Origin of the sequence: Curtobacterium sp. BNK-1, assembly GCF_048685235.1 — a bacterium.
Lineage (GTDB): Bacteria > Pseudomonadota > Gammaproteobacteria > Enterobacterales > Enterobacteriaceae > Pantoea > Pantoea agglomerans.
The window spans coordinates 2,926,652-2,953,220 of the sequence record NZ_JBLQTJ010000001.1; the positions used below are offsets into that span (position 1 = coordinate 2,926,652).

Here is a 26,569-nt window from a genome sequence, read left to right on the forward strand (position 1 = left end):
TGCATCCGCTTACTGAGACGGATGAAAGAGGAAAAAGTGCGACCCGTTGCTCATTTTTGAATCATGCGCTGGCAGAGACCGGCCGGAGTCATTAAGTTAAAACACTGTTTCATTTTTTTAACATCCGATTCAGGAGTCATTTATGAGTGAAAAATCGCCCTTTGCCGGTGTCTGGTGCCCTTCAGTCACCCCGTTCAATGCGCAGGGTGCGGTCGATATTGATGCGCTCGGGCGACATTTCTCCCGCCTCAATGACTCCGGTATCGATACCTTACTGGTGATGGGCAGCATTGGCGAGTTCGCCTCACTGACGCAGCAGGAACGCTTACAACTGATTCAGGAAACCAGACCCTTGTCATCGCTGAAGATGGTCGCGAACGTCTCGGCAACCTGCATTCCTGACATGCTGGAGCTGGCTGAAGCCGCCTGGAAAAATGACTTTGACGCGGTGATGGTGCTGCCACCCTACTATTATGGCCAGACGCAAAACCAGCTGATGCACTACTTCGAAGCACTGGACGCGCAGCTGGGTGGTAAATGGTTTGCCTACAACTTTCCAGCCCGCACCGGCTGCGATCTGACGCCCGCGCTGATTGCCGCCCTGGCGGCAAAGCTGCCCAACTTCGCCGGCATTAAAGATACGGTGGATTGCCTGTCGCATAACCGGATGATGATTGAAGAGACCCGCAAGGTGCGTAGCGATTTCGCCGTACTGTCGGGGTATGACGAGTACCTGCTCCCGAACCTGCTGGCGGGCGGTGCCGGTGTCATTTCAGGACTGAATAATATTGTGCCGGAGTACTTTGCGCAGATGATGACGGCGTGGCGAAGTGGCAATCTGCCGGAGCTGACGCACCTGCAGCAGCAGATCGGCCGTCTGATGGCGATTTACAGTATTGGAGATGATTTCGTAACGACAATTAAAACGGCCGTGGCACGGCGCTATGACTCGATGAGCAGCGGCTCACGAAACTACGGTGGCACGCTGAATGCGGAACAGTGTGCCGCAATTGATAAGCTGTTCAGCTAAGCAGGAAAGCGGGCGCATCTCTGCGCCCCCGATCTCAGTTCTTTTTCACAAACTCAGATTTTAATTTCATCGGGCCAAAACCGTCGATTTTACAATCGATGTTGTGGTCCCCTTCAACCAGACGAATGCTTTTCACTTTAGTGCCGATCTTCAGCGATGAAGAACTGCCCTTCACCTTGAGATCTTTGATCACCGTGACGCTGTCGCCATCTGCCAGCAGATTGCCGTTGGCATCACGCACTTCCAGTGTTGCGTTGCTGCTGTCACCTTCTCCCTCGGTCCAGATGTGACCGCAGGAGGGGCAGTTAAGGTTATCGCCATCTTGCCAGGTGTAATCGGCGTGACAAGCCGGGCAGGCAGGTAAAGACATAGTGACTCCAGAAATATCAGTGGCTGTGTGGCCTGAAAAAGGGCGTCATCATATAACCTTACAGTTAACAAGGACAGCCTTTATAACAGGCCGCCCTGGCGTGCCTTGCTCACCGCCTCACCCAGCTGCCACACCGCCATCGCATAATGGGTACTATGGTTGTAGCGGGTAATGACATAGAAATTGGGTAAGCCGTACCAGTACTGGTAGCTGGTGCCCAAATCCAGGCGTAGCAGACTGACCTGATCGTTACCGTTCAGCGAGCCCTGTGGTGACAATCCTGACGCCGCCAGCATGCTCACGCTGTAACGGGTTTTGAAGCCATCTTCCAGCATCGGTGCCTGACCGCTGGCCGGTACCGCCACATTTTCGCCGCTGCGCCAGCCATGCTTCTGAAAATAGTGCGCCACGCTGCCGATAGCATCCACCGGATCCCACAGGTTTGCATGACCGTCTCCGTTGAAATCAACCGCATAATCATTGTAAGAGGAGGGCATAAACTGACCATAGCCCATCGCCCCGGCAAAGGAGCCTTTCAGCGCCAGCGGGTCATCCTGCTCTTTGCGCGACATCAACAGAAAGGTTTCCAGCTCGCTGCTGAAGTACTCTGCGCGGCGCGGATAGTTAAAGGATAAGGTCGCAAGCGCATCCAGAATCCGCGTTTTCCCCATCACGCGACCCCAGCGGGTTTCCACGCCAATGATGCCCACAATAATTTCTGGCGGCACGCCATAAACCTGCTGCGCGCGTTGCAGGGCATCCTGATACTGATTCCAGAACGCCACCCCATTTTGCACGTTATCGGGCGTAATGAACTTGTTGCGATAGCGGATCCAGGCGCCATTAGGTCCTGGCGCTGGCGTATAGCTTGGTGCCTGACGATCCATCAGTCGCAGCACATAATCCAGTCGTTTGGCCTGACCGATGATGTTGTGCAGTTGCTGACGGTCAAAGTCATGCTTCTCCACCATCTTATCGATAAATTGCTCTGCTGCCGGGTTACCGGCAAAGTCGCCAAACATCGCCTGTCCGCTGTGCGACGGCTGCAGTAAAAAACCGCCCTGTGGCGCAGCCAGCATCTTCTGCTGGGACGGGACTTCAGGTTTGCTGCTGCAGGAGGCCAGAAGCGGAATGAACGCAAGGAAGGCTAACTTGAGGCGCATCGGTTATCCATAAACGAGGGGTAATTTCAGATGCGGTAATAGTAGACGTTCAGCGCAATGACATACAGGGCAAAATCTTAAAAAAACGTCAGGGCAGCCATGGGCTAAAATGGCTGCGGGGCTCTCTCTGCCCCGCAGCCATCATGCGCTTAGCGGCGGTTTCTCACCAGCTGATAGCGACGGGTCAGATACTCAACCGGCGCGCTCCAGATGTGCACCAGCCGGCAGAACGGGAACAGCAGGAACAGCGTCATTCCCAGCACCATGTGCACGCGGTAGATAAACGCCACGCCGTCGAGATGCTGCGAAGCGCCACCGTGGAAGGTCACCACCGCCTGCGCCCAGCCCACCAGCTTCATCATTTCACTGCCGTCCATATGCTGGGCGGAGAAGGGAATGGTCAGCAGGCCCAGCGTCGCCTGAGCCACCAGCAGGGTCATGATCAGAATATCACCGACGCTACTGGTCGCCCGCACCCGTGGATTGGTCAGACGGCGCTTCAGCAGCAGTCCACCGCCCAGCAGTGTCATCGCCCCGAATAGGCCACCGGCAATCATCGCCAGTTTCTGCTTCACGTCGATCGGCAGGAAGGATTCATACATCCAGTGCGGCGTCAGCATCCCGACGATGTGACCGAAGAAAATACCGATGATGCCGATGTGAAACAGGTTGGAGGCGAGACGCATCCCTTTTTTGTCCAGCATCTGACTGGAACCGGCACGCCAGCTGTACTGCCCGTAGTCATAGCGCAGCCAGCTTCCCACCAGGAAGACCGTTCCGGCGAGGTAGGGGTAAATATCGAAGAAGAAAGTGTTAATAAAATTCATGCTGATTCTCCTGTGGTACGCGCCGTCGCCGCGGCGATGTCCAGATACTGCGGCGCGACCGCATCGGCGAAGCGACGCTGATGCATCGCCTGCTGCGCCGAGGCGCAGCCCTGTTCGCCGAGAAATTTAATCTGCTCCTCTTCCCAGACAGCATCCAGTGCTGCCGGCGTATCGTCGCGCGCTTCCTGCGCCACCTGTGGCTTGAGGGCCGCAGGATCAACCGCGCTACCGGACAGCGTCAGTAACACTGTGAAGAGATCGGCGTAGGGGCTCTGACGCTCTTCAAGCCGCGCCGCCAGCAAGGCCAGGATAGGCACGATGTCGTCCAGTCCCTGACGCGCGGCCTCATCGCTTTTACAGGCGAGATACTCCAGGTAGAGCGGCAGGAAATCGGGCAGCTCTTTGCTGTCCAGCTCCAGACCATCGGCACGATACTGTTCCAGCAGATCAACCATCGCCTGACCGCGATCGCGTGACTCACCGTGCACGTGTTCAAACAGCAGCAGCGAGGTGGCGCGGCCACGATCAAACAGTTCGCAGTAGTCAGCCTGCACGTCGAGCAGTGGCCGGGCACAGAGCTGATTGATAAACCGCACCAGCCGTGCGCTCTGCTGCAGGTTGAGTTCAGTGGCGTCATCCAGCGCCGCGATCAGGTCGGAAGAGTGGGTAAACAGCGCCTCGTCCGGGTAGTCCAGCAGCCGCGAAAGAATCCGTAACGTCATCATGAGGCATCCTCCGGACGAATGGTTTTCTTACTGATGTCGATGGCATCAATACGGCGGCTGTTGAACAGGTTGAATTTGCTGTCGCTGCCGTGACAGCCATCGCCAAAGCTAAAGCCGCAGCCTTTGCTTTCCGGGAAGGCTTCACGCGCCAGTTCGCGATGGCTGGAGGGCACCACAAAGCGATCTTCATAGTTCGCGATCGCCAGATAGCGGTACATCTCCTGCGCCTGCGCTTCGGTCAGGCCGACCTGCTCCAGCGCCCGGATATCATGCTCACCGTCCACGCTTTCTGCGCGTTTGTAATGACGCATTGCCAGCATCCGCTTCAGTGCCAGCAGCACCGGTGCGGTGTCGCCTGCGGTCAGCAGGTTCGCCAGATACTCAACCGGAATGCGCAGGCTTTCCACATCCGGCAGCACGCCGGTGTGCGCCAGCGCCCCGCCATCCACCGCCGACTGAATCGGTGACAGTGGTGGCACATACCAGACCATCGGCAGCGTGCGGTATTCAGGGTGAAGTGGCAGCGCCAGCTTCCACTCCATCGCCATTTTATAGACCGGTGAACGCTGTGCTGCGTCGATTACACTCTGCGCAACGCCATCTTTCAGCGCCTGCGCAATCACCGCCGGATCGTTGGGATCAAGGAAGATATCCAGCTGGCTCTGATAGAGATCTTTCTCGTTTTCCGCTGCGGCCGCCTGTTCAATGCGGTCAGCGTCATAGAGCAACACGCCGAGATAGCGGATACGGCCGACACAGGTTTCTGAACAGACGGTGGGCTGGCCCGCTTCAATGCGCGGATAACAGAAAATGCATTTTTCTGATTTGCCGCTTTTCCAGTTGAAGTAGATCTTCTTGTACGGACAGCCGGTGAGGCACATCCGCCAGCCGCGACATTTATCCTGGTCGATCAGTACGATGCCATCTTCGCCGCGTTTGTAGATCGCGCCGCTTGGGCAGGTCGCCACACACGCCGGGTTGAGGCAGTGCTCACACAGGCGCGGCAGGTACATCATGAAGGTGTGCTCAAACTGACCGTAAATCTCCTTCTGGATGTTATCGAAGTTCTTATCCTGCGAACGTTTGGCAAACTCGCCGCCGAGGATCTCTTCCCAGTTCGGGCCGTTTTCGATCTTTTTCATCCGCTGACCGGTGATCAGCGAGCGCGGACGCGCAATCGGCTGATGCTTACCGGCGGGCGCATTGTGCAGATGCTGATAATCAAAATCGAACGGTTCGTAGTAATCATCCAGCGCGGGCACATCCGGGTTGGCGAAGATCTTCGACAGCAGACCGATGCGACTGCCCATGCGCGGCTCCAGCTTACCGTTGATCTTACGGATCCAGCCGCCCTTCCACTTCTGCTGATCTTCCCAGGCGTGCGGATAGCCGACGCCAGGCTTGCTTTCGACATTGTTAAACCAGGCGTACTCCATGCCCTCGCGGCTGGTCCAGACGTTTTTACAGGTCACCGAGCAGGTGTGGCAGCCGATACATTTGTCGAGGTTCAGCACCATGCCGACCTGTGAACGAATTTTCATGGTTTTACCTCCTGCTGGCTGCCCTGGCAGGCATCGTTGCCTTCCCCATCTAACCAGTTAACGTTGTTCATTTTTCTCACTACCACGAACTCATCGCGGTTCGAGCCGACGGTGCCGTAGTAGTTAAAGCCCCAGGAGAGCTGCGCATAACCGCCGATCATATGGGTCGGTTTCGGGCAGGTCCGCGTCACCGAGTTATGGATCCCGCCGCGCTGGCTGGTGATCTCCGAGCCAGGGATATTCACGATACGTTCCTGCGCGTGGTACATCATGGTCATACCGGCCGGGATGCGCTGGCTCACTACTGCACGTGCGGTCAGCGCACCGTTGGCATTGAACGCCTCGATCCAGTCGTTATCCACGATACCCAGCTCACGAGCGTCATCTTCACTCATCCAGACAATCGGTCCGCCGCGCGACAGTGTCAGCATCAGCAGGTTGTCGCTGTAGGTGGAGTGAATGCCCCACTTCTGGTGTGGCGTCAGGAAGTTCAGCGCCTTCTCCGGGTTACCGTTGGGTTTGCTGTTCAGCAACGGCTTCGCCGCGCGGGTATCGATTGGCGGACGATAGACCATCAGGCTCTCACCGAAGGCGCGCATCCACTCATGATCCTGATAGAGCTGCTGACGGCCGCTCAGGGTTCGCCACGGGATCAGCTCATGAACGTTGGTGTAGCAGGCGTTGTAAGAGACATGTTCATCTTCCAGCCCTGACCAGGTCGGACTAGAGATAATTTTGCGCGGCTGCGCCTGGATATCGCGGAAGCGAATCTTCTCATCTTCTTTATTGAGCGCCAGGTGGGTGTGGTCACGACCAGTAATCACGCCCAGTGCCTGCCAGGCTTTCACCGCCACCTGACCATTGGTTTCCGGTGCCAGCGCCAGGATCACTTCTGCCGCATCGATCGCCGTGTCGATATTCGGCCGCCCCGCTGCCGGGCCATCCGCTTTGACGTAGTTCAGTTGCTTGAGGAAATCGACCTCTTTGCTGGTGTTCCAGCTGATACCTTTGCCGCCGTTACCCAGGGTCTCCAGCAACGGTCCCAGCGAGGTAAAGCGCTCCCAGGTCGCCGGATAGTCGCGCTCCACCACCATAATGTGTGGCGCGGTTTTACCCGGAATCAGATCGCATTCGCCTTTTTTCCAGTCTTTCGCCTCAAAAGGCTGCGCCAGTTCCGCGGGTGAGTCATGCAACACCGGCAGAGTAACGACGTCCGTTTCAACGCCTAAATGACCCGGGCAGAGATCGGAGAAGGCTTTGGCGATGCCTTTGTAGATCTCCCAGTCACTTTTTGAGTCCCAGGCAGGATCGACGGCCGCCGAAAGCGGATGAATAAACGGATGCATATCCGAGGTATTCATATCGTCTTTTTCATACCAGGTCGCCGTTGGCAGCACGACATCGGAGTAGAGACAGGTGCTCGACATGCGGAAGTCGAGTGTGACCACCAGATCCAGTTTGCCTTCGGCACCCTGATCCAGCCACTCCACCTCTTCCGGCTTCACGCGGCCCTGCTGGCCTAAATCTTTGCCCTGAATGCCGTTTTCCGTGCCCAGCAGATACTTCAGCATGTACTCATGCCCTTTACCGGATGAGCCGAGCAGATTGGAGCGCCAGACAAACAGGTTACGCGGGAAGTTCTGCGGATCGTCCGGCTGTTCAGCGGCAAACCGCATGGTGCCCTGCTTCAGGCTTTCCACGGTGTAATCCAGCGGCGACTGACCGGCGGCTTTCGCCTGCGCCGCGATGTGCAGCGGGTTGACGTTAAGCTGCGGCGCTGAAGGCAGCCAGCCCATACGTTCGGAACGGACGTTAAGGTCGATCAGGCTGCCGCTGTAGCGACTTTTATCCGCCAGCGGGGAGAGCAATTCGCTGGTGGCCAGGGTTTCATAGCGCCACTGACTGGAGTGGTTGTAGAAGAAGGAGGTGCTGTTCATCTGGCGTGGCGGACGCTGCCAGTCCAGGCCAAAGGCCAGCGGGGTCCAGCCGGTCTGCGGACGGAGTTTCTCCTGGCCGACATAGTGCGCCCAGCCACCGCCGCTCTGACCGACGCAGCCGCAGAAAATCAGCATGTTCATCAGGCCACGATAGTTCATGTCCATGTGATACCAGTGGTTCATACCGGCACCGACGATGATCATCGAACGACCGCGGGTCTTCTCGGCGTTTTCGGCAAATTCACGGGCAATGCGAATGATGTTCTGACGGGAGACACCCGTAATCTGCTCCGCCCAGGCCGGGCTGTACGCTTTGATGTCGTCGTAGGTTTGCGCGCAGTTGGCATCATCCAGACCGCGATCCAGACCATAATTCGCCAGCGTCAGATCGTAGACGCTGGTGACCAGTGCTTCACTGCCATCCGCCAGTTGCAGGCGTTTCACCGGCAGCTTATGCAGCAGGATTTCGTCCAGCGCAACGCTGTTGAAATGCTCGCTGGTAATGCCACCGAAGTAAGGGAAACCGACCTCGACCACCTCATCGTGGCTGCCGAGCAGGCTGAGCTGCAGTTCAACTTCCTGATGTGACGCCCCATCACGCTGCTCGAGGTTCCATTTGCCTTTTTCGCCCCAGCGGAAGCCGATAGATCCCTGCGGCGCGGTCAGTTCCCCGGTCGCCTCGTTGATCGCGACGGTTTTCCACTCCGGGTTATTCTCCTGACCGAGCCCATCCACCAGATCGCTGGCGCGCAGCTGACGGCCGGCGGCGTAAAAACCGCCCTCACGGGGTTCCAGCAGTACCAGCATCGGCATATCGGTGTAACGGCGCACATAGTCGCGGAAATAGCCAACTTCGCGATCAAGATGAAACTCTTTCAGCATCACGTGGCCCATCGCCAGCGCCATCGCGCTGTCGGTGCCCTGCTTCGGACTCAGCCACTGGTCACACAGCTTCGCGACCTCAGCATAGTCCGGCGTGATCGCCACGGTTTTCGTCCCTCTATAGCGGACTTCCGTAAAGAAGTGCGCATCCGGGGTACGGGTCTGCGGCACGTTAGAGCCCCAGGCAATAATGTAGGAGGAGTTGTACCAGTCAGCCGATTCCGGCACGTCGGTCTGCTCGCCCCAGGTCATCGGTGAGGCCGGCGGCAGATCGCAGTACCAGTCGTAGAAGCTCAGACAGGTTCCGCCAATCAGTGACAGGTAACGTGCGCCCGCAGCGTAAGAGACCATCGACATCGCCGGAATCGGTGAGAATCCCATAATGCGGTCAGGGCCGTAGGTCTTCGCGGTGCAGATGTTCGCGGCGGCGATCATCTCGTTGACTTCCTGCCAGCTGGAGCGGACAAAGCCGCCGCGTCCACGCGCCTGTTTGTAGCTTCTGGCCTTTTCAGGATTACTGATGATGGATGCCCAGGCGTCCACCGGGTCGCTGTGCTGCGCTTTCGCGTCGCGCCAGAGCTGAATCAGCTTCTTGCGCATCAACGGATATTTCAGGCGGTTAGCGCTGTAGAGATACCACGAGTAGCTGGCACCGCGTGGGCAGCCACGCGGCTCATGGTTTGGCAGATCGGGACGGGTACGCGGATAGTCGGTCTGCTGGGTCTCCCAGGTGACCAGTCCATTTTTAACGTAGATTTTCCAGCTGCATGAGCCGGTACAGTTAACACCGTGCGTGGAGCGCACGATTTTATCGTGCTGCCAGCGACTGCGATAGCCATCTTCCCAGTCGCGGTTGCTGTTTAACGTCTGGCCATGCTGGCCGGAAAAGGGTTCGGCCAGCTGTTTGAAATAGCGAAACCGATCAAGAAACTTGCTCATCCGGAATACTCCTGAAGGCTTAATGTGACATTGCTGACTCTGCATCTGTCCCGACACAGAAAGTGAAATTGTGCCGGTGCGCCACACCGGCTTTGTCGTTATCAGGCGCGTGATTTTCGGCCGTAAACCAGCCAGGTCACCGCGATGCAGCAGAGATAAAAGACCAGGAAGATTTTCATCGCGCCGGCGGGTGAACCGGTCATGGCGAGCGACAGGCCAAAAGTCTGCGGAATAAAGAAACCGCCCAGCGCGCCAATGGCGGAGATAAAGCCGAGCGCAGCAGAGGTTTCTGTTGCCGCTTCGCGCTGTGCCAGCGCATCGTCGCCGCCCTCAGCTTTGATACGTTCCAGCGTCAGCTTACGGAAGATCACCGCAATCATCTGGTAGGTGGAGCCGCTGCCCAGCCCGGACGTCAGGAACAGGCCCATAAACACGGCGAAGAAGGCCACGAACGAGCCATCATGTCCGGCACCCGGCAGGGTAAGGAACAGCAGCGCAGCAAACAGCGCCATCAGCACGTAGTTGATCAGCGTGACGCGGGTACCGCCGAAGCGGTCAGAAATGATGCCGCCTGCTGAACGGGCCAGCGCGCCAATAAAGGGGCCGAAAAAGGCGTAATGCATGATCACGACATCAGGAAATTGCGTCTTCGTCAGCATGGCAAAACCGGCAGAGAAACCGATAAATGAGCCAAAGGTGGCCAGATAGAGCAGTGCCATAACCCACAGGTGTGGACGTTTCAGCACCGGCAACTGCTCACGCAGCGAGGATTTCGCCGCCGCCAGGTCGTTCATGCCGAACCAGGCCGCCAGCGTGCCGATCGCCAGGAACGGCACCCAGATCCAGGCGGCATTTTCCAGCCAGATGCTGTCGCCGGTGACGGTGGTCTGACCCACATCGGCAAAACCAAAAATGGCACAGGAGATCGCCAGCGGGGCGACAAACTGCATTACGCTGACGCCAAGATTACCGAGGCCGCCGTTGATACCCAGCGCGCCGCCCTGACGGGCTTTGGGAAAGAAGAAGCTGATATTGCCCATGCTCGACGCGAAGTTAGCGCCACCAAAACCGCACAGCAGGGAAATCACCATAAAAGTGGTGAATGAGGTCTGGCTGTCCTGTACGGCAAAGCCGAGCCACAGGCAGGGAATGATCAGGATGCCGGTGCTGAAGGCGGTCCAGCGACGTCCCCCAAAGATGGGAATAACAAAAGAGTAAGGCACACGCAACAACGCGCCAGAAACCGACGGCAGTGCGGTCAGTAAAAAGAGCTGCTCAGTGCTGAAGGTAAAGCCAACTTTATTCAGGTTAACCGCAACGGTGCTGAACAGCATCCAGACGCAGAAGGCCAGCAGCAGACAGAAGACAGAAATCCACAGGTTACGGCTGGCGATACGTTTACCACGCGCCTGCCAGAACGCATCGTTTTCCGGTTGCCAGTCCTGAATTAACGCGCCGCGCGTCGGGGTTTGCAAAGAGGTGGATTGGGTCATAAATCTCTCATCAGCAGAATAATAATTGTGCGTATCCTGCGCATCCGCCGTGGTGTCGGGCTTGATACAAATCAACGGCAATGCAGGTTACAGAGGTGCAGCGCCCTCTCTTCACCCCGGTTAAGTAGTTGACTGAATTCAGATAACCCTTATAAATCATAGGGTTTAAACACGGCCGCCCATGCCTTCTGTAAAAGGGTGTCCGACTGGAAATAAAGGAGTAGTCCATTGGGGGTATATAGCGACCCCGCTTCACCGGTAAGATAGGCTCTCCGCCCGCTCAGGGCTGGCGTATGTGACAGGAACAGGAGCCATTGTGACGGCAGAGAAATTTACGCTTTTATTGATCGACGACCATCCCATGCTGCGCAATGGCCTGAAGCAGCTGATTGCGCTGGATGAAAGACTGCAGGTGGTTGCCGAAGCGGGTAATGGCATTGATGGCCTGGCGCTGGCACAGCAGCATGATCCCGACCTGATCCTGCTTGATCTTAATATGCCAGGTCTGAACGGACTGGATACCCTGACCCAGCTGCGTGAGATAGCCCTTTCTGGCCGGGTAGTGGTGTTCAGCGTTTCAGATAATGAAGAGGATGTGGTCAGCGCGCTGAAGCGCGGCGCTGATGGTTATCTGCTGAAAGATATGGAACCGGAAGCCTTACTGAAAGCGCTGCATCAGGCTGCTGCCGGTCAGATCGTGCTGAGCGAGGCGTTAACTCCGATTCTGGTCGCCCGGTTGCGTGAAGCGCAGCCTGCTCAGACGCGCGACATTAATCAGCTGACCCGGCGCGAACGCGATATTCTGCAACTGATCAGCGACGGGATGACCAATAAAGCGATTGCCCGCAAGCTGGCCATCAGTGAAAGCACGGTTAAGGTTCACGTTAAATATCTGCTGAAGAAGATGAACCTTAAATCCCGACTTGAAGCCGCCGTCTGGGCGCTGCAGAACGGGCTGCACTGACTTTTCCCCCTTCCCGATGCGGCGCAGTGCCGTCCTGCCGGCCATAAACTGCCGCAGAAATCGCGAGCCGCCTCGCAGCCCCGCATCAGCGTCATGAGAACAGGCACTTTTTTGTCGCCAGCCGCCGCCACATTTGCCAGGATGCCTGTCAGGTTACACCCGGTCAGGATCGCGGCTGTGCATCATGCTGGCATATGCCCTGCCCTATTCGTTATCATCTGATTATCCTGCGCGCCTGGAATCCCTTTCGGTTTCATGGGCGTTGACCGCCAGAAATTTACCGCATTAAAAATGAGCTAAAACCTTATGCAAGAGCCAACCGAAAAGGACTTTCCTTCCCACACGCCGATGATGCAGCAGTACCTGCGTCTCAAGGCGGAGCATCCTGACATTCTGCTATTTTACCGTATGGGTGACTTCTACGAGCTGTTTTATGACGACGCAAAACGTGCCTCGCAGCTGCTGGAGATTTCACTCACCAAGCGCGGTGCGTCAGCGGGCGAACCGATCCCGATGGCGGGTGTGCCCTATCATGCGGTTGAAGGTTACCTGGCTAAACTGGTGCAGCTGGGCGAATCCGTTGCCATCTGCGAGCAGATAGGCGATCCGGCGCTGAGCAAAGGCCCGGTCGAACGCAAAGTGGTGCGCATCGTTACCCCGGGTACCATCAGTGATGAGGCGCTGTTGCAGGAGCGACACGACAATCTGCTGGCGGCGATTGTGCAGAGCCCGCGCGGTTTTGGCTACGCCACGCTGGATATCAGCTCAGGCCGTTTTCGCCTCAGCGAACCTGCCGATGCTGAAACCATGGCGGCAGAGCTGCAGCGCACCAATCCGGCGGAGCTGCTCTACCCCGAAGATTTTCAGGCGATGTCGCTAATCGATCAGCGACGCGGCCTGCGACGCCGTCCGCTGTGGGAGTTTGAGATCGACACCGCACGCCAGCAGCTGAACCTGCAGTTCGGCACCCGCGATCTCAATGGCTTCGGCGTGGAGAATGCGCACCTCGGACTGAGCGCGGCGGGCTGCCTGCTGCAGTATGTTAAAGATACCCAGCGCACCACGCTGCCTCACATCCGCTCGCTGAGCATGGAGCGGCAGCAGGACAGCATCATCATGGATGCGGCCACCCGCCGTAATCTGGAGATCACCCAGAACCTGGCTGGCGGCACCGACAACACCTTAGCGGCGGTGCTGGATAAAACGGTCACCCCGATGGGTAGCCGGATGCTGAAACGCTGGCTGCATATGCCGCTGCGCGATGCGCGCATCATTAACCAGCGTCAGGAGTCGATTGCTGAGCTACAAAATCTCAGCGACGTGCTGCAACCGGTGCTGCGTCAGGTCGGCGATCTGGAGCGAATCCTGGCTCGCCTGGCCCTGCGCACCGCACGTCCGCGCGATCTGGCTCGCATGCGTCATGCGTTTCAGCAACTGCCGGAACTTAACCAGCTGCTGGCCGATGTTGAGGCGCCCCAGTTGCAGAAGCTGCGCACGCAGATGGGCGAGTTCACTGCGTTACGTGAGCTGCTGGAACAGGCGGTGATTGAGTCACCGCCGGTGCTGATCCGCGATGGCGGAGTGATTGCGCCCGGCTACAACGCGGAGCTGGATGAGTGGCGCGCACTGGCAGATGGCGCAACCGACTATCTTGACCGGCTGGAGATCCGCGAACGCGAGAAGCTGGGACTGGATACCCTGAAGGTCGGCTTTAACGGCGTGCATGGTTATTACATTCAGGTGAGCCGCGGACAGAGCCATCAGGTACCGATGCACTATGTCCGTCGTCAGACCCTGAAAAATGCTGAACGCTATATCATTCCGGAGCTGAAAGAGTACGAAGACAAAGTACTCACCTCCAAGGGTAAAGCGCTGTCGCTGGAAAAAAGCCTGTATGAGGCGCTGTTCGATCAGTTGCTGCCGCATCTTGAAGCGCTGCAGCTGAGTGCCGCCGCGCTGGCAGAGCTGGATGTGTTAAGCAACCTGGCAGAACGTGCCTGGTCCCTGAACTATTGCCGCCCGGTATTGCAGGATAAAGCCGGGATTAAAATCAGCGGCGGACGCCATCCGGTGGTGGAACAGGTTCTGAAAGAGCCGTTTATTGCCAACCCACTGTCACTGGCACCCCAGCGCAGAATGCTGATTATTACCGGCCCCAACATGGGCGGTAAAAGTACCTATATGCGTCAGGCGGCGCTGATTGCGCTGATGGCATGGATTGGCAGTTTTGTTCCTGCCGATGAGACGCTGATTGGCCCGCTGGATCGCATCTTTACCCGTGTCGGTGCCGCTGACGATCTCGCCTCCGGGCGCTCGACCTTTATGGTTGAGATGACCGAAACCGCTAACATCCTGCACAACGCCACCGAAAACAGCCTGGTGCTGATGGATGAGATTGGACGCGGAACATCCACCTACGACGGTTTATCGCTCGCCTGGGCCTGCGCCGAAAACCTGGCGAACCGTATCAAGGCGATGACGCTGTTTGCCACCCATTACTTCGAGCTGACAACCCTGCCGGAAAAAATGGAAGGCGTGGTCAACGTCCATCTGGATGCCGTTGAGCATGGCGACACGATCGCCTTTATGCACAGCGTCCAGGAGGGTGCGGCAAGTAAGAGCTATGGTCTGGCGGTGGCGGCGCTGGCCGGCGTACCCAAAGAGGTGATTAAGCGGGCACGCAATAAGCTGAAGGAACTTGAGACCGTTTCAAACCACTCCGCGTCATCGACGGTCGATGGCTCTCAGCTGCCGCTGCTGGTTGAAGAGACCTCGCCTGCCATGGAGGCGCTTGAGGCGCTGGATCCCGATACGCTGACACCGCGTCAGGCACTCGACTGGATTTATCGTCTTAAATCGCTGGTCTGACATTACATCCCGTACATCGCACCGCGTTAATGCGCGGTGCTATGCTCGCTCGCCCGCAAATCACTTTTCTGCAGACATAAAAAAAGCGATGGTTTTCACCATCGCTTTTCGCATTCAAACTCAGATTTACTGTTAACGATTATTCACGAAACAGTGCTTCAATGCTGAGGCCCTGCGCCTGCAGGATTTCACGCAGACGGCGTAAACCTTCAACCTGAATCTGGCGTACACGCTCGCGGGTTAAGCCGATTTCACGACCCACATCCTCAAGTGTTGCCGCTTCATAGCCCAACAGGCCGAAACGACGTGCCAGCACTTCACGCTGCTTGGCGTTCAGTTCGAACAGCCATTTAACGATGCTTTGTTTCATATCATCGTCCTGCGTGGTGTCTTCCGGTCCGTTGTCTTTCTCATCGGCCAGAATATCCAGCAGCGCTTTTTCAGAATCACCGCCTAATGGCGTATCAACCGAGGTAATGCGTTCGTTGAGACGTAACATGCGGCTTACGTCATCAACCGGTTTATCAAGCTGCTCTGCGCTCTCTTCCGCACTCGGCTCATGGTCGAGCTTGTGGGAAAGTTCACGCGCAGTACGCAGATAAACATTCAGTTCTTTCACAATGTGAATCGGCAGACGGATGGTACGGGTTTGATTCATGATCGCCCGTTCAATGGTCTGACGAATCCACCAGGTGGCGTACGTTGAGAAACGGAACCCGCGCTCCGGGTCAAATTTCTCTACGGCGCGAATCAGGCCGAGGTTACCTTCTTCAATCAGGTCCAGCAGAGCTAAACCACGATTGCTGTAACGACGAGCGATTTTCACCACCAGGCGTAAGTTACTTTCGATCATACGGCGACGGGAAGGGATATCACCCCGCAATGCACGGCGCGCGAAGAAGACTTCTTCCTCTGCCGTTAACAACGGAGAATAGCCAATCTCCCCGAGATAGAGCTGCGTCGCATCTAACACACGTTGCGTCGCACCCTGTGATAGCAACTCTTCTTCCGCTACGTCGCTATCACTGGCTTCATTTTCAACGAGTGCCTTCTCGTCAAAAATTTCAGCTCCGTTCTCATCGAATTCCGCGTTCTCATGTAACTCGTTTACTTTCAGCGTATTCTGGCTCATAAGCGGCTCCTACCCGTGATTCCAGGGCAGAACATAAACCTGTTTTGTTCTGCCGGATTATCGCTGCGGTAAATAACGCAACGGGTTTACGGATTTCCCCTTGTAACGAATTTCAAAGTGTAATCTGACTGAACTGGTTCCGGTGCTACCCATGGTAGCGATCTTTTGCCCCGCCTTAACTTCCTGTTGTTCCCGGACCAGCATTGTATCGTTGTGGGCGTAGGCGCTCAGGTAATCATCGTTGTGTTTAATGATGATTAAATTACCGTAACCCCGGAGTGCGTTACCTGCGTAAACCACTCGTCCTGAAGCAGTGGCGACCACAGATTGTCCGCGCGTCCCGGCGATATCGATACCTTTATTGCCACCTTCGGCGGCAGAGAAGTTATCGATGATCTTCCCGTCAGTCGGCCAGCGCCAGCTTCCGACCGGCGTTGAACTGTTGGTTGTACTGCTAACCGTTGGGGGTGCGGTAACGACTGGAGCTGTTGTCGTTGCAACATTTGCTCCATTCGAAGGCAACATTTTGCTGCCACCCGAATTACCTGAATCATCAGAATACGTAATAACAGGTTGCTGTGCAACAGCAGGCGATTTAATTTGTGGCGCAGCCGGAACGCCGCCCTGCGTTGCATCAGCAACGGTAATGGGATTGCCGCCGGTAATCGGCTGACCCGACCCATTGCCAATCTGCAAAGTTTGTCCGACATTCAGGCCATATGGCGCCGGAACATTGTTGCGCTGGGCTAAATCACGGAAATCGTTGCCGGTAATCCAGGCGATGTAAAACAATGTGTCGCCACGCTTAACGGTATAAGTTTCACCGGAGTAGCTACCCTTAGGAATGTTCTGATAACTGCGATTGTAAACAATCCGGCCATTCTGCGTCTCAACATTGCTGTTGGTACTAATCATTCCACCACTAGCGGGGGTAGATGCTGAATTTTTGCTTAACATTTGTCCCTGGGCTGGCGTGGCAGGAACGCCGCCTGAACTCGTGTCTGCTCCAGACTGGTTAGTGTTCATGCCACCATTGTCGCCAACGCGACTGATGGGTGCCTGTGAGTTGTCGCTGGAGCTGCAGCCTGCCAGCCAAAAACCTACCAGTGAAAGCGCCGCCAGACGGCGTAACTGAAAAAGTGTGCTTCCCGTGCTCATTAATCCCCCGTGATGGCAACTCTGATCTAACTGTTTCACTGTATCTGCCAGCAGGATACTCTGCGCGGCGCGATAAAATCTGCGTTTTCGATGAATAAACTGGATAGTAACAACATCAGGTACGTGGTGCTATGAAACAGTTGTGAAGAAATACGAAGAGGGTCAGGCCAGATCGCCCTGCACCAGCGGGACAAAACGCACTGGTTCGATGGTCTCTTCCATCACCTCTTCACCCTGACGACGCAGGCGCTTCAGTACCTGCTGATCTTCGCCAACCGGCAGCACCATGATGCCGCCTTCTGCCAGTTGTGCTATCAGCGCAATCGGAATTTCAGGCGGTGCAGCCGTGACGATGATGGCATCGAAGGGGCCACGTGAAGGCCAGCCCTGCCAGCCATCACCATGACGGGTTGAGACATTATGCAGATCCAGCTGTTTCAGACGGCGCTTGGCCTGCCACTGCAGCCCTTTGATGCGTTCCACTGAATAAACATGGTCCACCAGATGGGCAAGAATCGCCGTCTGATAACCTGAACCCGTACCAATCTCCAGCACACGCGAATGCGGATTAAGTCCGAGCAGCGCGGTCATCCGCGCAACCATGTAGGGCTGTGATATCGTCTGACCGGAGCCGATGGGCAAGGCAACATTGTCCCAGGCTTTATGCTCGAACGCTTCGTCGATAAAACGTTCGCGCGGCACCTCGCTGATGGCTTTCAGCAGGTTTTCATCATCGATGCCCTGCTGACGCAGTTGTGACAGCAACGTCTCAATACGCCGATTCACCATGCCAGGTTCACCTCAGCTTTAGCCAGCCAGTCACTGAGCACGTTCTGCGCGCTGTGCGCCGTTAAATCGACATGCAGTGCCGTGACAGAGACGTAGCCCTGATCCACGGCGGCGAAGTCTGTATCCGGGCCCGCATCCAGTTTTTCGCCTGGCGGACCAATCCAGTAGAGTGTATTGCCACGCGGATCCTGCTGCGCAATCACCTGATCCGCCGGATGGCGGCTGCCACAGCGCGTCACGCGGATGCCTTTGAGTTCAGATAACGGCAGATCGGGAACGTTGATGTTGAGAATGCGGCCGGTGCGCAGCGGTTCATGCGTCAGCGCCCTGAGGAGCGCGCAGGTCACGGCCGCCGCGGTGGCGTAGTGCTGATGGCCATTGAGCGAAACCGCGATAGCCGGTAAGCCAAGATGTCGCCCTTCCATCGCTGCCGCCACCGTGCCGGAGTAGATCACATCATCGCCCAGATTGGGGCCGGCATTGATGCCCGACACCACAATGTCGGGACGCGGCTGCATCAGCGCATTCACCCCCAGATAGACGCAGTCGGTCGGCGTCCCCATCTGGACGGCGATATCGCCGTTTTCATGGGTGAAGGTGCGCAGAGGCGTTTCCAGCGTTAATGAGTTCGAGGCACCGCTTCGGTTACGATCGGGGGCAACAACCTGCACGTCAGCAATCTGCCGCAGGGCTTTCGCCAGAGTCTGAATGCCTGGCGCATGAATGCCGTCATCGTTACTGAGCAATATCCGCATTTCGTTCTGACCTTTTTTTATTCGACTGGTCGCCGTGACGGAACCTGTTTTAACGGCATGGCAACAGGTGAGGAATAGACGGCGATTTTTGCATTCTAGCGAGGCGCGCAAGGAAGTGGTAGGCGTAAATCACACGACGGTGGGGGTTTGCCGCAACATTACCCACACTGCGGGTCAGGTTGCGGCGAAGATTACTCATCAATCTGATCGGGCGAGTCCGCGTGGGTCAGCAGCTCCCGGACCACGCTGGTGGCAAAGCTGCCCGCTGGCAGCCAGAATGCCAGTTCCAGCGTAACATCATCCCACCAGCTCCACTGCATATCGCGCGGCACCATCAACATGGCACGGCGTGCAGCATCGACCTTTTCACGTTCAATCAGTCCCAGCAGCAGCGTCTCATCAGCCAGCGCCTGCTGTTCAAAGGCCAGCGCGTCAGCCTGCGGGCCAGGCTCGCCCCGTCCCGGCAGCGGCGCGGTGATGCGCAGCTCATGCTGCTCAACCCGGCGCTGTGACTCTGCCAGTTCATCAGGCTGCGCGACAAACCAGCTGCCTCGTCCGGTCAGCTGCAACGCGTCGCCGTTGAGCACCTGAGTCAGCCTACCCTGCTGTTGCAGACGCGCACTGGTCACCTGATTAAACAGCGCACTGCGCGCGGCAGAGAGCATCAGGCTGCGCTTGTTGCGGTCGCGAATAATGATCTCATTGCGCGCCCACTTTTCTGCCATCACCAGGTTATTGCCGCCGCGACCAAAACGCTGTTCACCAAAATAGTTCGGCACGCCCGCATCGCGAATCTGCGCCAGACGCGTTTCAACTGCATCACGGTCACTGATCTGGCGGATGATCAGCCGGAACGCGTTCCCCGCCAGTGCGCCGATGCGCAGCTTACGTTTGTGGCGCACCGCCTGCAGAATCTCGACCCCTTCCAGTTCAAAACCGCGCAGATCGGGCATAGCATTACCCGGCAGGCGAAAACAGAGAGTCTGTTCCGTCACCGCATGGCGATCTTTCATTCCGGCATAACTCATGTCGCGCTGATGAATACCGAGATACTTCGCCAGTGCCTCAGCCACAAAGCGGGTATTGGCCCCCACTTTACGGATGCGCACCAGCAGGTGCTCACCTTCACCATCCGCGCCATAACCGAGATCCTCAACCACCACGAAATCTTCCGGATTGGCTTTGATCACGCCGGAGGCCACGGGTGTGCCGTGCAGGTAATTCAGCATCATTGGCTGTCAGCTTTCAGGACTAACGCCACCGCTTCACAGGCGATGCCTTCGCCGCGCCCGGTAAAGCCCAGCTTCTCGGTGGTGGTCGCTTTGACGTTGACCGCATCCATATGGCAGCCCAGATCTTCTGCAATATTGATCCGCATCTGTGGCACGTGCGGCAGCATTTTCGGTGCCTGAGCAATAATCGTGACGTCGACATTACCGATGCGATAGCCTTTGGCTTCGATACGGCGCCAGGCCTCACGCAGCAAGCCGCGGCTGTCCGCCCCTTTAAAGGCCGGATCGGTGTCAGGAAAAAGCTTGCCGATATCGCCCATCGCCACTGCGCCCAGCAGCGCGTCAGTCAGCGCGTGCAGCGCCACATCGCCATCCGAATGGGCGATAAAACCCTGCTCAAACGGGATCCGCACACCGCCAATCACTAACGGACCCTCTCCGCCAAAGGCGTGAACGTCAAAACCGTGACCGATACGCATCATGCGCTCTCCTTTAATTGAATCTGACTCAGATAAAAAGCCGCCAGCGCCAGATCTTCTGGCCGGGTGACTTTGATGTTATCACTGCGTCCGCTGACTAACAGCGGGTGGTAGCCGCAATACTCCAGCGCCGAGGCTTCATCGGTGATGGTCGCGCCTTCTGCCAGCGCCCGCGTCAGGCAGGCGGTGAGCAGCGCATGAGGGAAAAATTGCGGCGTTAAGGCGTGCCAGAGATCGTCGCGCTCTACGGTATGGGCCACAGCGGCTTTGCCCGGCTCGCCCCGTTTCATGGTGTCACGCACTGGCGCGGCCAGAATCCCGCCAACGTGGCTCTGTTCACGCACGTTGAGCAGTTGCTGGAGATCGTCGGGATGCAGACAGGGACGCGCGGCGTCATGGACCAGCACCCAGGCGGAACCCTGTGCGGCCTGCAATCCGGCCAGCACCGATTCGGCGCGGGTCTCTCCGCCTGTCACCCTGAGCACGCGCGGATCGCGTGCCAGCGGCAGTGAAGCGAAGTGCTGGTCATCAGGACTGAGGGCGACAATCACCTGTTTGATAGCGGGATGGGAAAACAGACGCGCAATGCTGTGTTCCAGAAGGGTGTGCTGACCAATCGTCAGATACTGCTTCGGACAGGTTGCCTGCATGCGGCTGCCGATCCCGGCAGCGGGCACCACGGCAATCACATCCGCAAGGGAGGCCAGAGTGTTCATGTTTTATCGTTGTTGGTTAAGCGCTGCTTGTTGCGCGTTGCGTTTGTTCTGGTCAGGCACCAGACGATAGAAAGTCTCACCGGGCTTAATCATGCCCAGTTCATTGCGTGCACGCTCCTCGATCGCTTCCGAGCCGCCATTGAGATCGTCAATTTCGGCAAACAGCTGATCGTTTCGCGATTTCAGTTTGGCATTGTTTGCCTGTTGCACCGCGACATCATCATTGACGCGCGTATAGTCATGGATGCCATTTTTCCCCAGCCACAACGAATATTGCAGCCAGCCAAGCAGCACCAATAACAGTAACGTCAGTTTTCCCATCCCGCCCCCTAAAAACGGCCCAATCATCCCATAACTTTGCACAGGACTCCACACCAGCGGAGAAAATGGCGTGCTTTGCTGCGCGTCTGCGCAAAATATGAATCAGTACCGATTCAGACGGGAAAAGATTTGTAACCTGCCGATGCGTTTGCACATCAGCGCGGGCGCACTGAGGGCTTACCAGCCAGAGAGAAAAGAGAACATTAACCAGAAGAGCGTGACCACCATGATCACCGTGGCGAGCGCGGCCCACAGCCACTGTCCACTCAGCAGCGTATTCAGCGCGATACCCGTGACCACCGCAACCGGCAGCAGCGCAAGAAAGAATGGCCAGGTATAAAGAAAGAAGAACAGCGTGTTAGAGCCGAACAGCAGGAAAGGAATCGCCAGCGCGCACCAGTAAGCGAGAAAGCCGATAACGCCGCCCGGCAACAATGAGCGCGGCTCATCCGGGGAGGAGTCATCTTTTCGAGCGAGCATTGGGGTAATGTTCTGCATAGGCATCCTGTTGGCGCGAGGGCGGCAAATCAGAAACGATTTGCCGCTGTCTCTTCAGGATCTGATGATATCGCGGTCACGCAGCAGGTCTAACAATTGGGCGGCCAGTTTTGTAACCAATTGTTCGCCATCCAGCTGGATTTCCGGGCTATCGGGCGCCTCATAGACGCTGTCGATGCCGGTGAAATTACGCAGTTCACCGGCGCGCGCTTTGCGATACAACCCTTTCGGATCACGCGCTTCACACACGGCTAACGGCGTATCGACAAATACCTCGATAAACTGTCCCGGCTCCAGCAGATCGCGCACCATCTGACGCTCAGCGCGATGCGGCGAAATAAAGGCAGTGAGCACCACGAGTCCGGCATCCACCATCAGTTTCGCCACTTCACCGACGCGACGGATATTCTCTTTACGGTCATCATCGCTGAAACCGAGGTCACGACAGAGGCCGTGACGCACATTGTCACCATCCAGCAGATAGGTGCTGACGCCGATGCGGTGCAGCGCCTGCTCCAGCGCACCGGCAACGGTGGATTTCCCCGAGCCCGAAAGCCCGGTGAACCACAGCACCACGCCCTGATGGCCATGCTGCTGTTCGCGAGAGGCGCGTGTCACCGGATGATCATGCCACACCACGTTATCGTCGTGCTGAGCCATTACTGACCGCCCAGCAGGTCGCGCGCATTCCAGTGTGGGAAGTGGCGGCGCACCAGCGCATTCAGTTCCAGCTCAAACGCGCTGAACTCGCCGGTATTAACCGGGGCATCATGGTTTGGCTGATGGATCATGCCGGCACCCACGGTGACGTTGCTCAGGCGATCGATAAAGATCATGCCGCCGGTTACCGGGTTCTGCTGATAGCTGTCGAGCACCATCGGTTCGTCAAAGGTGATCTCAATGCGACCGATACCGTTCAGCGGCAGCGTATCGACCTGACGCGTCTCCAGCGAGTTGATCTCGACCTGATGCAGCACCTTCTCTACCCGGCCACGGGTTTTCTTACCGGCGATTTTCAGGTCATAGCTCTGACCGGCCTGCAGCGGCTGCTCTGCCATCCAGACCACGTCAACGCTGGCAGACTGAACCGCTGCCAGCTCTTCACTGGCATCCACCAGCAGATCGCCACGGCTGATATCAATCTCATCCTGCAGCACCAGGGTAATCGCTTCGCCTGCACCCGCTTCCTGCAGATCGCCATCGAAGGTCACAATGCGGGCAATGGCCGACTCCACGCCAGAAGGCAGCACTTTAACGCGCTGGCCTACCTGCACGCTGCCCGACGCCAGGGTGCCGGCATAGCCACGAAAATCGAGGTTCGGACGGTTGACATACTGCACCGGGAAACGCATCGGCTGATGATCGACGACGCGCTTCAGCTCCACGGTCTCCAGCACATCCAGCAGCGTCGGGCCGCTATACCACGGCATGGTCTGACTGGCAGAAGCGACGTTATCCCCTTCCAGCGCCGACATCGGCACAAAGCGGATATCGAGGTCTTCCGGCAGCTGCGCAGCAAAGTCGAGGTAATCCTGTTTGATCTGCTCGAAGCGCTCCTGGTTGTACTCCACCAGATCCATCTTATTGATCGCCACCACCAGGTGTTTGATCCCCAGCAGCGTCGAGATAAAGCTGTGGCGGCGGGTCTGATCCAGTACGCCTTTACGCGCATCGATCAGCAGGATCGCCAGATCGCAGGTTGACGCGCCGGTCGCCATGTTACGGGTGTACTGCTCATGTCCCGGCGTGTCGGCGATAATAAATTTACGCTTTTCGGTCGAGAAGTAGCGGTAGGCCACATCAATGGTAATGCCCTGCTCACGCTCAGCCTGCAGACCATCCACCAGCAGCGCCAGATCGAGCTTCTCGCCCTGGGTGCCGTGACGTTTGCTATCGTTGTGCAGCGACGAGAGCTGATCTTCATAGATCTGACGGGTGTCGTGTAGCAGACGTCCAATCAGGGTACTTTTTCCGTCATCAACGCTGCCGCAGGTCAGAAAACGCAGCAGGCTCTTGTGTTGTTGCGTGGTCAGCCAGGCTTCAACGCCGCCCTGGTCGGCAATCTGTTGTGCAATTACGGTATTCATCTGGCGTCTCCTTAGAAATAACCCTGACGTTTTTTCAGTTCCATCGAACCGGACTGATCGCGATCGATCATGCGGCCCTGACGCTCGCTGGTGGTGGAAACCAGCATCTCTTCGATGATCTCCGGCAGCGTCTGCGCTTCAGACTCTACCGCGCCGGTCAGCGGCCAGCAGCCGAGCGTACGGAAACGGACCATCCGTTCGGTGATCTCTTCACCCGGCTGCAGGTTGATGCGATCGTCATCGATCATCATCAGCATGCCATCACGCTCCAGCACCGGACGCGGTGCGGCGAGATAGAGCGGCACGATCTCGATGTTTTCCAGGAAGATGTACTGCCAGATATCCAGTTCGGTCCAGTTCGACAGCGGGAAGACGCGGATGCTTTCACCCTTGTTGATCTGACCGTTGTAGTTGTGCCACAGCTCAGGGCGCTGGTTTTTCGGATCCCAGCGATGGAAGCGGTCACGGAATGAGTAGATACGCTCTTTGGCGCGTGACTTCTCTTCATCACGACGTGCGCCGCCAAAGGCTGCATCAAAACCATATTTGTTCAGCGCCTGCTTCAGCCCTTCGGTTTTCATGATGTCAGTGTGTTTGGCACTGCCGTGAACAAAGGGGTTGATGCCCATCGCCACGCCTTCCGGGTTGCGGTGAACCAGCAACTCTGCGCCCATCGCTTTCACGGTGCGATCGCGAAATTCGTACATTTCACGGAATTTCCAGCCGGTATCCACATGCAGCAACGGGAACGGCAGCGTGCCTGGGTAGAAGGCTTTACGCGCCAGATGGAGCATGACCGAGGAGTCTTTGCCGATGGAGTACATCATCACCGGATTGCTGAACTCCGCCGCCACTTCGCGAATGATGTGGATACTCTCCGCCTCCAGCTGACGCAGATGAGTGAGTCGTTTTTGGTCCATGATTTTCCCTCAAGCCAGATTGACAACGGCGGACTCGCGAGCCCCCTGCTGTGCTGAATGTTTAAACCAGGCGAGTTGCCCGTGCAGATTAACCACCTCTCCGATCACCAGCAGCGCCGGAGTGGGTGCCGAGGCGGCCAGCGCCTCAAGTTGTTCTAAGGTACCGGTCAGCACCTGTTGATCCGGACGGGTGCCGCGACTGATCACCGCCACCGGCGTTGATGCCGCGCGACCGTGCTGAATCAGCGCCTCGCTGATGGCAGCGGCTTTAACGGTTCCCATGTAGATTGCCAGCGTCTGACGCGCACGCGCCAGCGATGGCCAGTCAATGTCATCCCCATCGGGACGGCAGTGACCGGTAATAAACATCACGCTCTGCGCGTAGTCGCGGTGGGTCAGCGGAATACCGGCATAGGCCGTCGCACCGGCAGCCGCGGTGACGCCCGGCACCACCTGGAACGGCACACCCGCCTGCTGAGCCGCCTGCAGCTCTTCGCCGCCGCGGCCAAAGATAAAGGGATCGCCGCCCTTGAGGCGCACGACGCGCTTGCCTTTCAGCGCCAGTGAAACCAGCATCTGATTGATCTCTTCCTGCGGCAACGTGTGCGCGCTGGCCCGTTTGCCGACGCAGATGCGATCGGCATCGCGGCGCACCAGATCCAGCACCTCTTCGCTGACCAGATGGTCGTAGAGCACCACATCGGCTAACTGCATCACCTGCAGGCCACGCAGCGTCAGCAGACCGCTGTCGCCCGGCCCGGCGCCCACCAGAAAGATCTCGCCCTGACGGGTCGGCTCTTCCTGCAGTTCGCGGTCCAGCGTGCGTTTCGCCTCTTCGACGTTACCGGCAGACATCTCACTGGCGAACCGGCCGTCGAAAGCGCGTTCCCAGAAGCGCCGACGGTCAGACATGCGGCTGAAGCGCTGTTTGACTTTATCGCGCCAGAGTCCGGCCACTTCAGCCATCTGACCCAGACTGGCAGGCAGCAGCGTTTCGATTTTTTCGCGCAGCATGCGTGCCAGCACCGGTGCGGTGCCGCTGGAGGAGATCGCCACCACCAGCGGTGAGCGGTCAACAATCGAGGGGAAGATAAAGGTGCATTTTGGCTGGTCATCCACCACGTTAACCAGCTTATGCCGCGCGTTGGCGGCTTCAAACACCTGGCTGTTGAGATGGTTGTCGTCGGTGGCGGCAATCACCAGGAAAACGCCATCCAGCTGGGCCGGGTCAAATTCGGTCGCCAGCCACTCCAGCTCCTGCTTATCCAGCAGTGCCTGCAGTTCAGGGCAGAGTTCACGAGATGCGATCAGAACGCGCGCGCGTGCACGGCGCAGCAGTTCAATTTTTCGCGCCGCAATATCTCCCCCGCCGACAACCAGAACCGGGCGGCCAGAAAGATCGGCAAAAAGAGGCAAATAGTCCACGTTAACCCTGATGTTTTAACTTTGTATTAACGCGACTATACGTCGCTGAGTTTATCCAGATGAAATTACGAATTGGAATGAGTAGTTACCGAATGGAATAACGACGCCGCAAAGCACAGAACAATTTGGTCTTAACAGATGAAATTTAATGGCTTTTTCGTGAACAGGCTCACATATTGAAAGCCACACCTGCGGCAGCAAAAGCAGATAAGTGCCAGCGATAATGGTCCGTTACGCCTTTCGGTAGTGACAGCGCCCGATTCCACTAACAAAGTCACGGGACAAAAAGGATATAATGCGCGCGGCATGGCTGGCCCT

Annotated in this window: 23 protein-coding genes; 3 read left to right on the forward strand and 20 right to left on the reverse strand. The window is 57.2% G+C overall.

The features are described from left to right. Nucleotides 1-142: 142 nt before the first annotated feature. Nucleotides 143-1,030, forward strand: coding sequence for a dihydrodipicolinate synthase family protein (locus tag ACMGGP_RS13855; protein WP_191924316.1), 888 nt, complete (start codon nt 143-145; stop codon nt 1,028-1,030). A 34-nt stretch (nt 1,031-1,064) separates the two neighbouring features. Here the strand turns inward: ACMGGP_RS13855 and ACMGGP_RS13860 are convergent, their stop codons facing one another. The 7 genes from ACMGGP_RS13860 to ACMGGP_RS13890 all read right to left on the reverse strand — a co-directional run bounded on the left by ACMGGP_RS13860 (nt 1,065) and on the right by ACMGGP_RS13890 (nt 10,907). Continuing rightward, a complete protein-coding gene (locus ACMGGP_RS13860; RefSeq protein ID WP_010248517.1) occupies nt 1,065-1,400 on the reverse strand; it encodes a zinc ribbon domain-containing protein YjdM in 336 nt (111 codons plus the stop codon). An 80-nt stretch (nt 1,401-1,480) separates the two neighbouring features. Further along, nucleotides 1,481-2,563, reverse strand: a complete 1,083-nt coding sequence (mltB, locus tag ACMGGP_RS13865; protein WP_010248519.1) for a lytic murein transglycosylase B — start codon at nt 2,561-2,563, stop codon at nt 1,481-1,483. 149 nt (nt 2,564-2,712) lie between these two features. Next, nucleotides 2,713-3,390 (reverse strand): respiratory nitrate reductase subunit gamma, encoded by a 678-nt coding sequence (gene narI, locus ACMGGP_RS13870; RefSeq protein ID WP_010248521.1) that lies wholly within the window; start codon nt 3,388-3,390, stop codon nt 2,713-2,715. After that, nucleotides 3,387-4,115 carry a nitrate reductase molybdenum cofactor assembly chaperone gene (gene narJ / locus ACMGGP_RS13875; RefSeq protein WP_033772484.1) on the reverse strand — a complete coding sequence of 243 codons (729 nt, stop codon included), beginning with the start codon at nt 4,113-4,115 and terminating at the stop codon, nt 3,387-3,389. Before narJ ends, narI begins: the two co-directional genes overlap by 4 nt. Next, nucleotides 4,112-5,656 (reverse strand): nitrate reductase subunit beta, encoded by a 1,545-nt coding sequence (gene narH, locus ACMGGP_RS13880; RefSeq protein WP_060680820.1) that lies wholly within the window; start codon nt 5,654-5,656, stop codon nt 4,112-4,114. Before narH ends, narJ begins: the two co-directional genes overlap by 4 nt. Then, nucleotides 5,653-9,414: a nitrate reductase subunit alpha gene (locus tag ACMGGP_RS13885; RefSeq protein ID WP_498798563.1), complete on the reverse strand. Its 3,762-nt coding sequence runs from the start codon at nt 9,412-9,414 to the stop codon at nt 5,653-5,655. Before ACMGGP_RS13885 ends, narH begins: the two co-directional genes overlap by 4 nt. A 101-nt stretch (nt 9,415-9,515) precedes the next feature. Further along, nucleotides 9,516-10,907, reverse strand: a complete 1,392-nt coding sequence (locus ACMGGP_RS13890) for a NarK family nitrate/nitrite MFS transporter (RefSeq protein ID WP_498798564.1) — start codon at nt 10,905-10,907, stop codon at nt 9,516-9,518. 316 nt (nt 10,908-11,223) lie between these two features. Here ACMGGP_RS13890 and narL point away from each other — a divergent pair, with 316 nt between their 5' ends. After that, the gene (narL, locus tag ACMGGP_RS13895) at nt 11,224-11,871 is read left to right on the forward strand and encodes a two-component system response regulator NarL (RefSeq protein WP_010248531.1); all 648 of its coding nucleotides are present in this window, start codon (nt 11,224-11,226) and stop codon (nt 11,869-11,871) included. A 306-nt stretch (nt 11,872-12,177) separates the two neighbouring features. Further along, a complete protein-coding gene (gene mutS / locus ACMGGP_RS13900) occupies nt 12,178-14,739 on the forward strand; it encodes a DNA mismatch repair protein MutS (RefSeq protein WP_010248533.1) in 2,562 nt (853 codons plus the stop codon). 139 nt (nt 14,740-14,878) lie between these two features. Here mutS and rpoS read toward each other — a convergent pair whose 3' ends face one another. The 13 genes from rpoS to cysG all read right to left on the reverse strand — a co-directional run bounded on the left by rpoS (nt 14,879) and on the right by cysG (nt 26,251). Next, on the reverse strand, nt 14,879-15,871 hold the full coding sequence (gene rpoS, locus ACMGGP_RS13905) for an RNA polymerase sigma factor RpoS (protein ID WP_498798565.1): 993 nt from the start codon (nt 15,869-15,871) through the stop codon (nt 14,879-14,881). 57 nt (nt 15,872-15,928) lie between these two features. Continuing rightward, nucleotides 15,929-17,029: a murein hydrolase activator NlpD gene (nlpD, locus tag ACMGGP_RS13910; RefSeq protein ID WP_498798566.1), complete on the reverse strand. Its 1,101-nt coding sequence runs from the start codon at nt 17,027-17,029 to the stop codon at nt 15,929-15,931. A gap of 162 nt (nt 17,030-17,191) precedes the next feature. After that, entirely contained in the window at nt 17,192-17,818 is a 627-nt protein-coding gene (locus ACMGGP_RS13915) for a protein-L-isoaspartate(D-aspartate) O-methyltransferase (protein WP_010248537.1), read from the reverse strand. Further along, nucleotides 17,812-18,573, reverse strand: coding sequence for a 5'/3'-nucleotidase SurE (surE, locus tag ACMGGP_RS13920; protein WP_003849099.1), 762 nt, complete (start codon nt 18,571-18,573; stop codon nt 17,812-17,814). Before surE ends, ACMGGP_RS13915 begins: the two co-directional genes overlap by 7 nt. A 191-nt stretch (nt 18,574-18,764) precedes the next feature. Next, the gene (truD, locus tag ACMGGP_RS13925; RefSeq protein WP_163851055.1) at nt 18,765-19,805 is read right to left on the reverse strand and encodes a tRNA pseudouridine(13) synthase TruD; all 1,041 of its coding nucleotides are present in this window, start codon (nt 19,803-19,805) and stop codon (nt 18,765-18,767) included. Next, nucleotides 19,802-20,287: a 2-C-methyl-D-erythritol 2,4-cyclodiphosphate synthase gene (gene ispF / locus ACMGGP_RS13930; protein WP_022623795.1), complete on the reverse strand. Its 486-nt coding sequence runs from the start codon at nt 20,285-20,287 to the stop codon at nt 19,802-19,804. Before ispF ends, truD begins: the two co-directional genes overlap by 4 nt. Further along, on the reverse strand, nt 20,284-21,000 hold the full coding sequence (ispD, locus tag ACMGGP_RS13935) for a 2-C-methyl-D-erythritol 4-phosphate cytidylyltransferase (RefSeq protein WP_010248543.1): 717 nt from the start codon (nt 20,998-21,000) through the stop codon (nt 20,284-20,286). Before ispD ends, ispF begins: the two co-directional genes overlap by 4 nt. A 3-nt stretch (nt 21,001-21,003) precedes the next feature. Continuing rightward, complete coding sequence (gene ftsB / locus ACMGGP_RS13940; protein ID WP_010248545.1) at nt 21,004-21,321, reverse strand: cell division protein FtsB; 318 nt, start codon at nt 21,319-21,321, stop codon at nt 21,004-21,006. A 177-nt stretch (nt 21,322-21,498) separates the two neighbouring features. Beyond that, the gene (locus tag ACMGGP_RS13945; protein ID WP_010248547.1) at nt 21,499-21,819 is read right to left on the reverse strand and encodes a DUF3561 family protein; all 321 of its coding nucleotides are present in this window, start codon (nt 21,817-21,819) and stop codon (nt 21,499-21,501) included. A gap of 54 nt (nt 21,820-21,873) precedes the next feature. Beyond that, nucleotides 21,874-22,479: an adenylyl-sulfate kinase gene (gene cysC / locus ACMGGP_RS13950; protein WP_013358869.1), complete on the reverse strand. Its 606-nt coding sequence runs from the start codon at nt 22,477-22,479 to the stop codon at nt 21,874-21,876. Then, nucleotides 22,479-23,906, reverse strand: coding sequence for a sulfate adenylyltransferase subunit CysN (cysN, locus tag ACMGGP_RS13955; protein ID WP_122457787.1), 1,428 nt, complete (start codon nt 23,904-23,906; stop codon nt 22,479-22,481). The genes cysC and cysN overlap by 1 nt, the downstream gene beginning before the upstream one ends. Nucleotides 23,907-23,917: 11 nt before the next feature. Then, nucleotides 23,918-24,826, reverse strand: coding sequence for a sulfate adenylyltransferase subunit CysD (gene cysD / locus ACMGGP_RS13960; RefSeq protein ID WP_010248554.1), 909 nt, complete (start codon nt 24,824-24,826; stop codon nt 23,918-23,920). Between the two features lie 9 nt (nt 24,827-24,835). Continuing rightward, nucleotides 24,836-26,251 carry a siroheme synthase CysG gene (gene cysG, locus ACMGGP_RS13965; RefSeq protein WP_498798567.1) on the reverse strand — a complete coding sequence of 472 codons (1,416 nt, stop codon included), beginning with the start codon at nt 26,249-26,251 and terminating at the stop codon, nt 24,836-24,838. Nucleotides 26,252-26,569 lie beyond the last annotated feature (318 nt).

Coding starts and splice junctions, on each gene's coding strand:
- truD (WP_163851055.1), bottom strand. CDS start 19,805: ATGATGCTGAATTACCTGCACGGCACACCCGTGGCCTCCGGCGTGATC.
- ACMGGP_RS13945 (WP_010248547.1), bottom strand. CDS start 21,819: ATGCAGAACATTACCCCAATGCTCGCTCGAAAAGATGACTCCTCCCCG.
- narH (WP_060680820.1), bottom strand. CDS start 5,656: ATGAAAATTCGTTCACAGGTCGGCATGGTGCTGAACCTCGACAAATGT.
- ACMGGP_RS13890 (WP_498798564.1), bottom strand. CDS start 10,907: ATGACCCAATCCACCTCTTTGCAAACCCCGACGCGCGGCGCGTTAATT.
- ispD (WP_010248543.1), bottom strand. CDS start 21,000: ATGAACACTCTGGCCTCCCTTGCGGATGTGATTGCCGTGGTGCCCGCT.
- ACMGGP_RS13885 (WP_498798563.1), bottom strand. CDS start 9,414: ATGAGCAAGTTTCTTGATCGGTTTCGCTATTTCAAACAGCTGGCCGAA.
- ispF (WP_022623795.1), bottom strand. CDS start 20,287: ATGATGCGTATCGGTCACGGTTTTGACGTTCACGCCTTTGGCGGAGAG.
- rpoS (WP_498798565.1), bottom strand. CDS start 15,871: ATGAGCCAGAATACGCTGAAAGTAAACGAGTTACATGAGAACGCGGAA.
- mltB (WP_010248519.1), bottom strand. CDS start 2,563: ATGCGCCTCAAGTTAGCCTTCCTTGCGTTCATTCCGCTTCTGGCCTCC.
- ACMGGP_RS13860 (WP_010248517.1), bottom strand. CDS start 1,400: ATGTCTTTACCTGCCTGCCCGGCTTGTCACGCCGATTACACCTGGCAA.
- cysC (WP_013358869.1), bottom strand. CDS start 22,479: ATGGCTCAGCACGACGATAACGTGGTGTGGCATGATCATCCGGTGACA.
- ftsB (WP_010248545.1), bottom strand. CDS start 21,321: ATGGGAAAACTGACGTTACTGTTATTGGTGCTGCTTGGCTGGCTGCAA.
- narJ (WP_033772484.1), bottom strand. CDS start 4,115: ATGATGACGTTACGGATTCTTTCGCGGCTGCTGGACTACCCGGACGAG.
- surE (WP_003849099.1), bottom strand. CDS start 18,573: ATGCGGATATTGCTCAGTAACGATGACGGCATTCATGCGCCAGGCATT.
- ACMGGP_RS13915 (WP_010248537.1), bottom strand. CDS start 17,818: ATGGTGAATCGGCGTATTGAGACGTTGCTGTCACAACTGCGTCAGCAG.
- mutS (WP_010248533.1), top strand. CDS start 12,178: ATGCAAGAGCCAACCGAAAAGGACTTTCCTTCCCACACGCCGATGATG.
- cysN (WP_122457787.1), bottom strand. CDS start 23,906: ATGAATACCGTAATTGCACAACAGATTGCCGACCAGGGCGGCGTTGAA.
- nlpD (WP_498798566.1), bottom strand. CDS start 17,029: ATGAGCACGGGAAGCACACTTTTTCAGTTACGCCGTCTGGCGGCGCTT.
- cysD (WP_010248554.1), bottom strand. CDS start 24,826: ATGGACCAAAAACGACTCACTCATCTGCGTCAGCTGGAGGCGGAGAGT.
- narI (WP_010248521.1), bottom strand. CDS start 3,390: ATGAATTTTATTAACACTTTCTTCTTCGATATTTACCCCTACCTCGCC.
- ACMGGP_RS13855 (WP_191924316.1), top strand. CDS start 143: ATGAGTGAAAAATCGCCCTTTGCCGGTGTCTGGTGCCCTTCAGTCACC.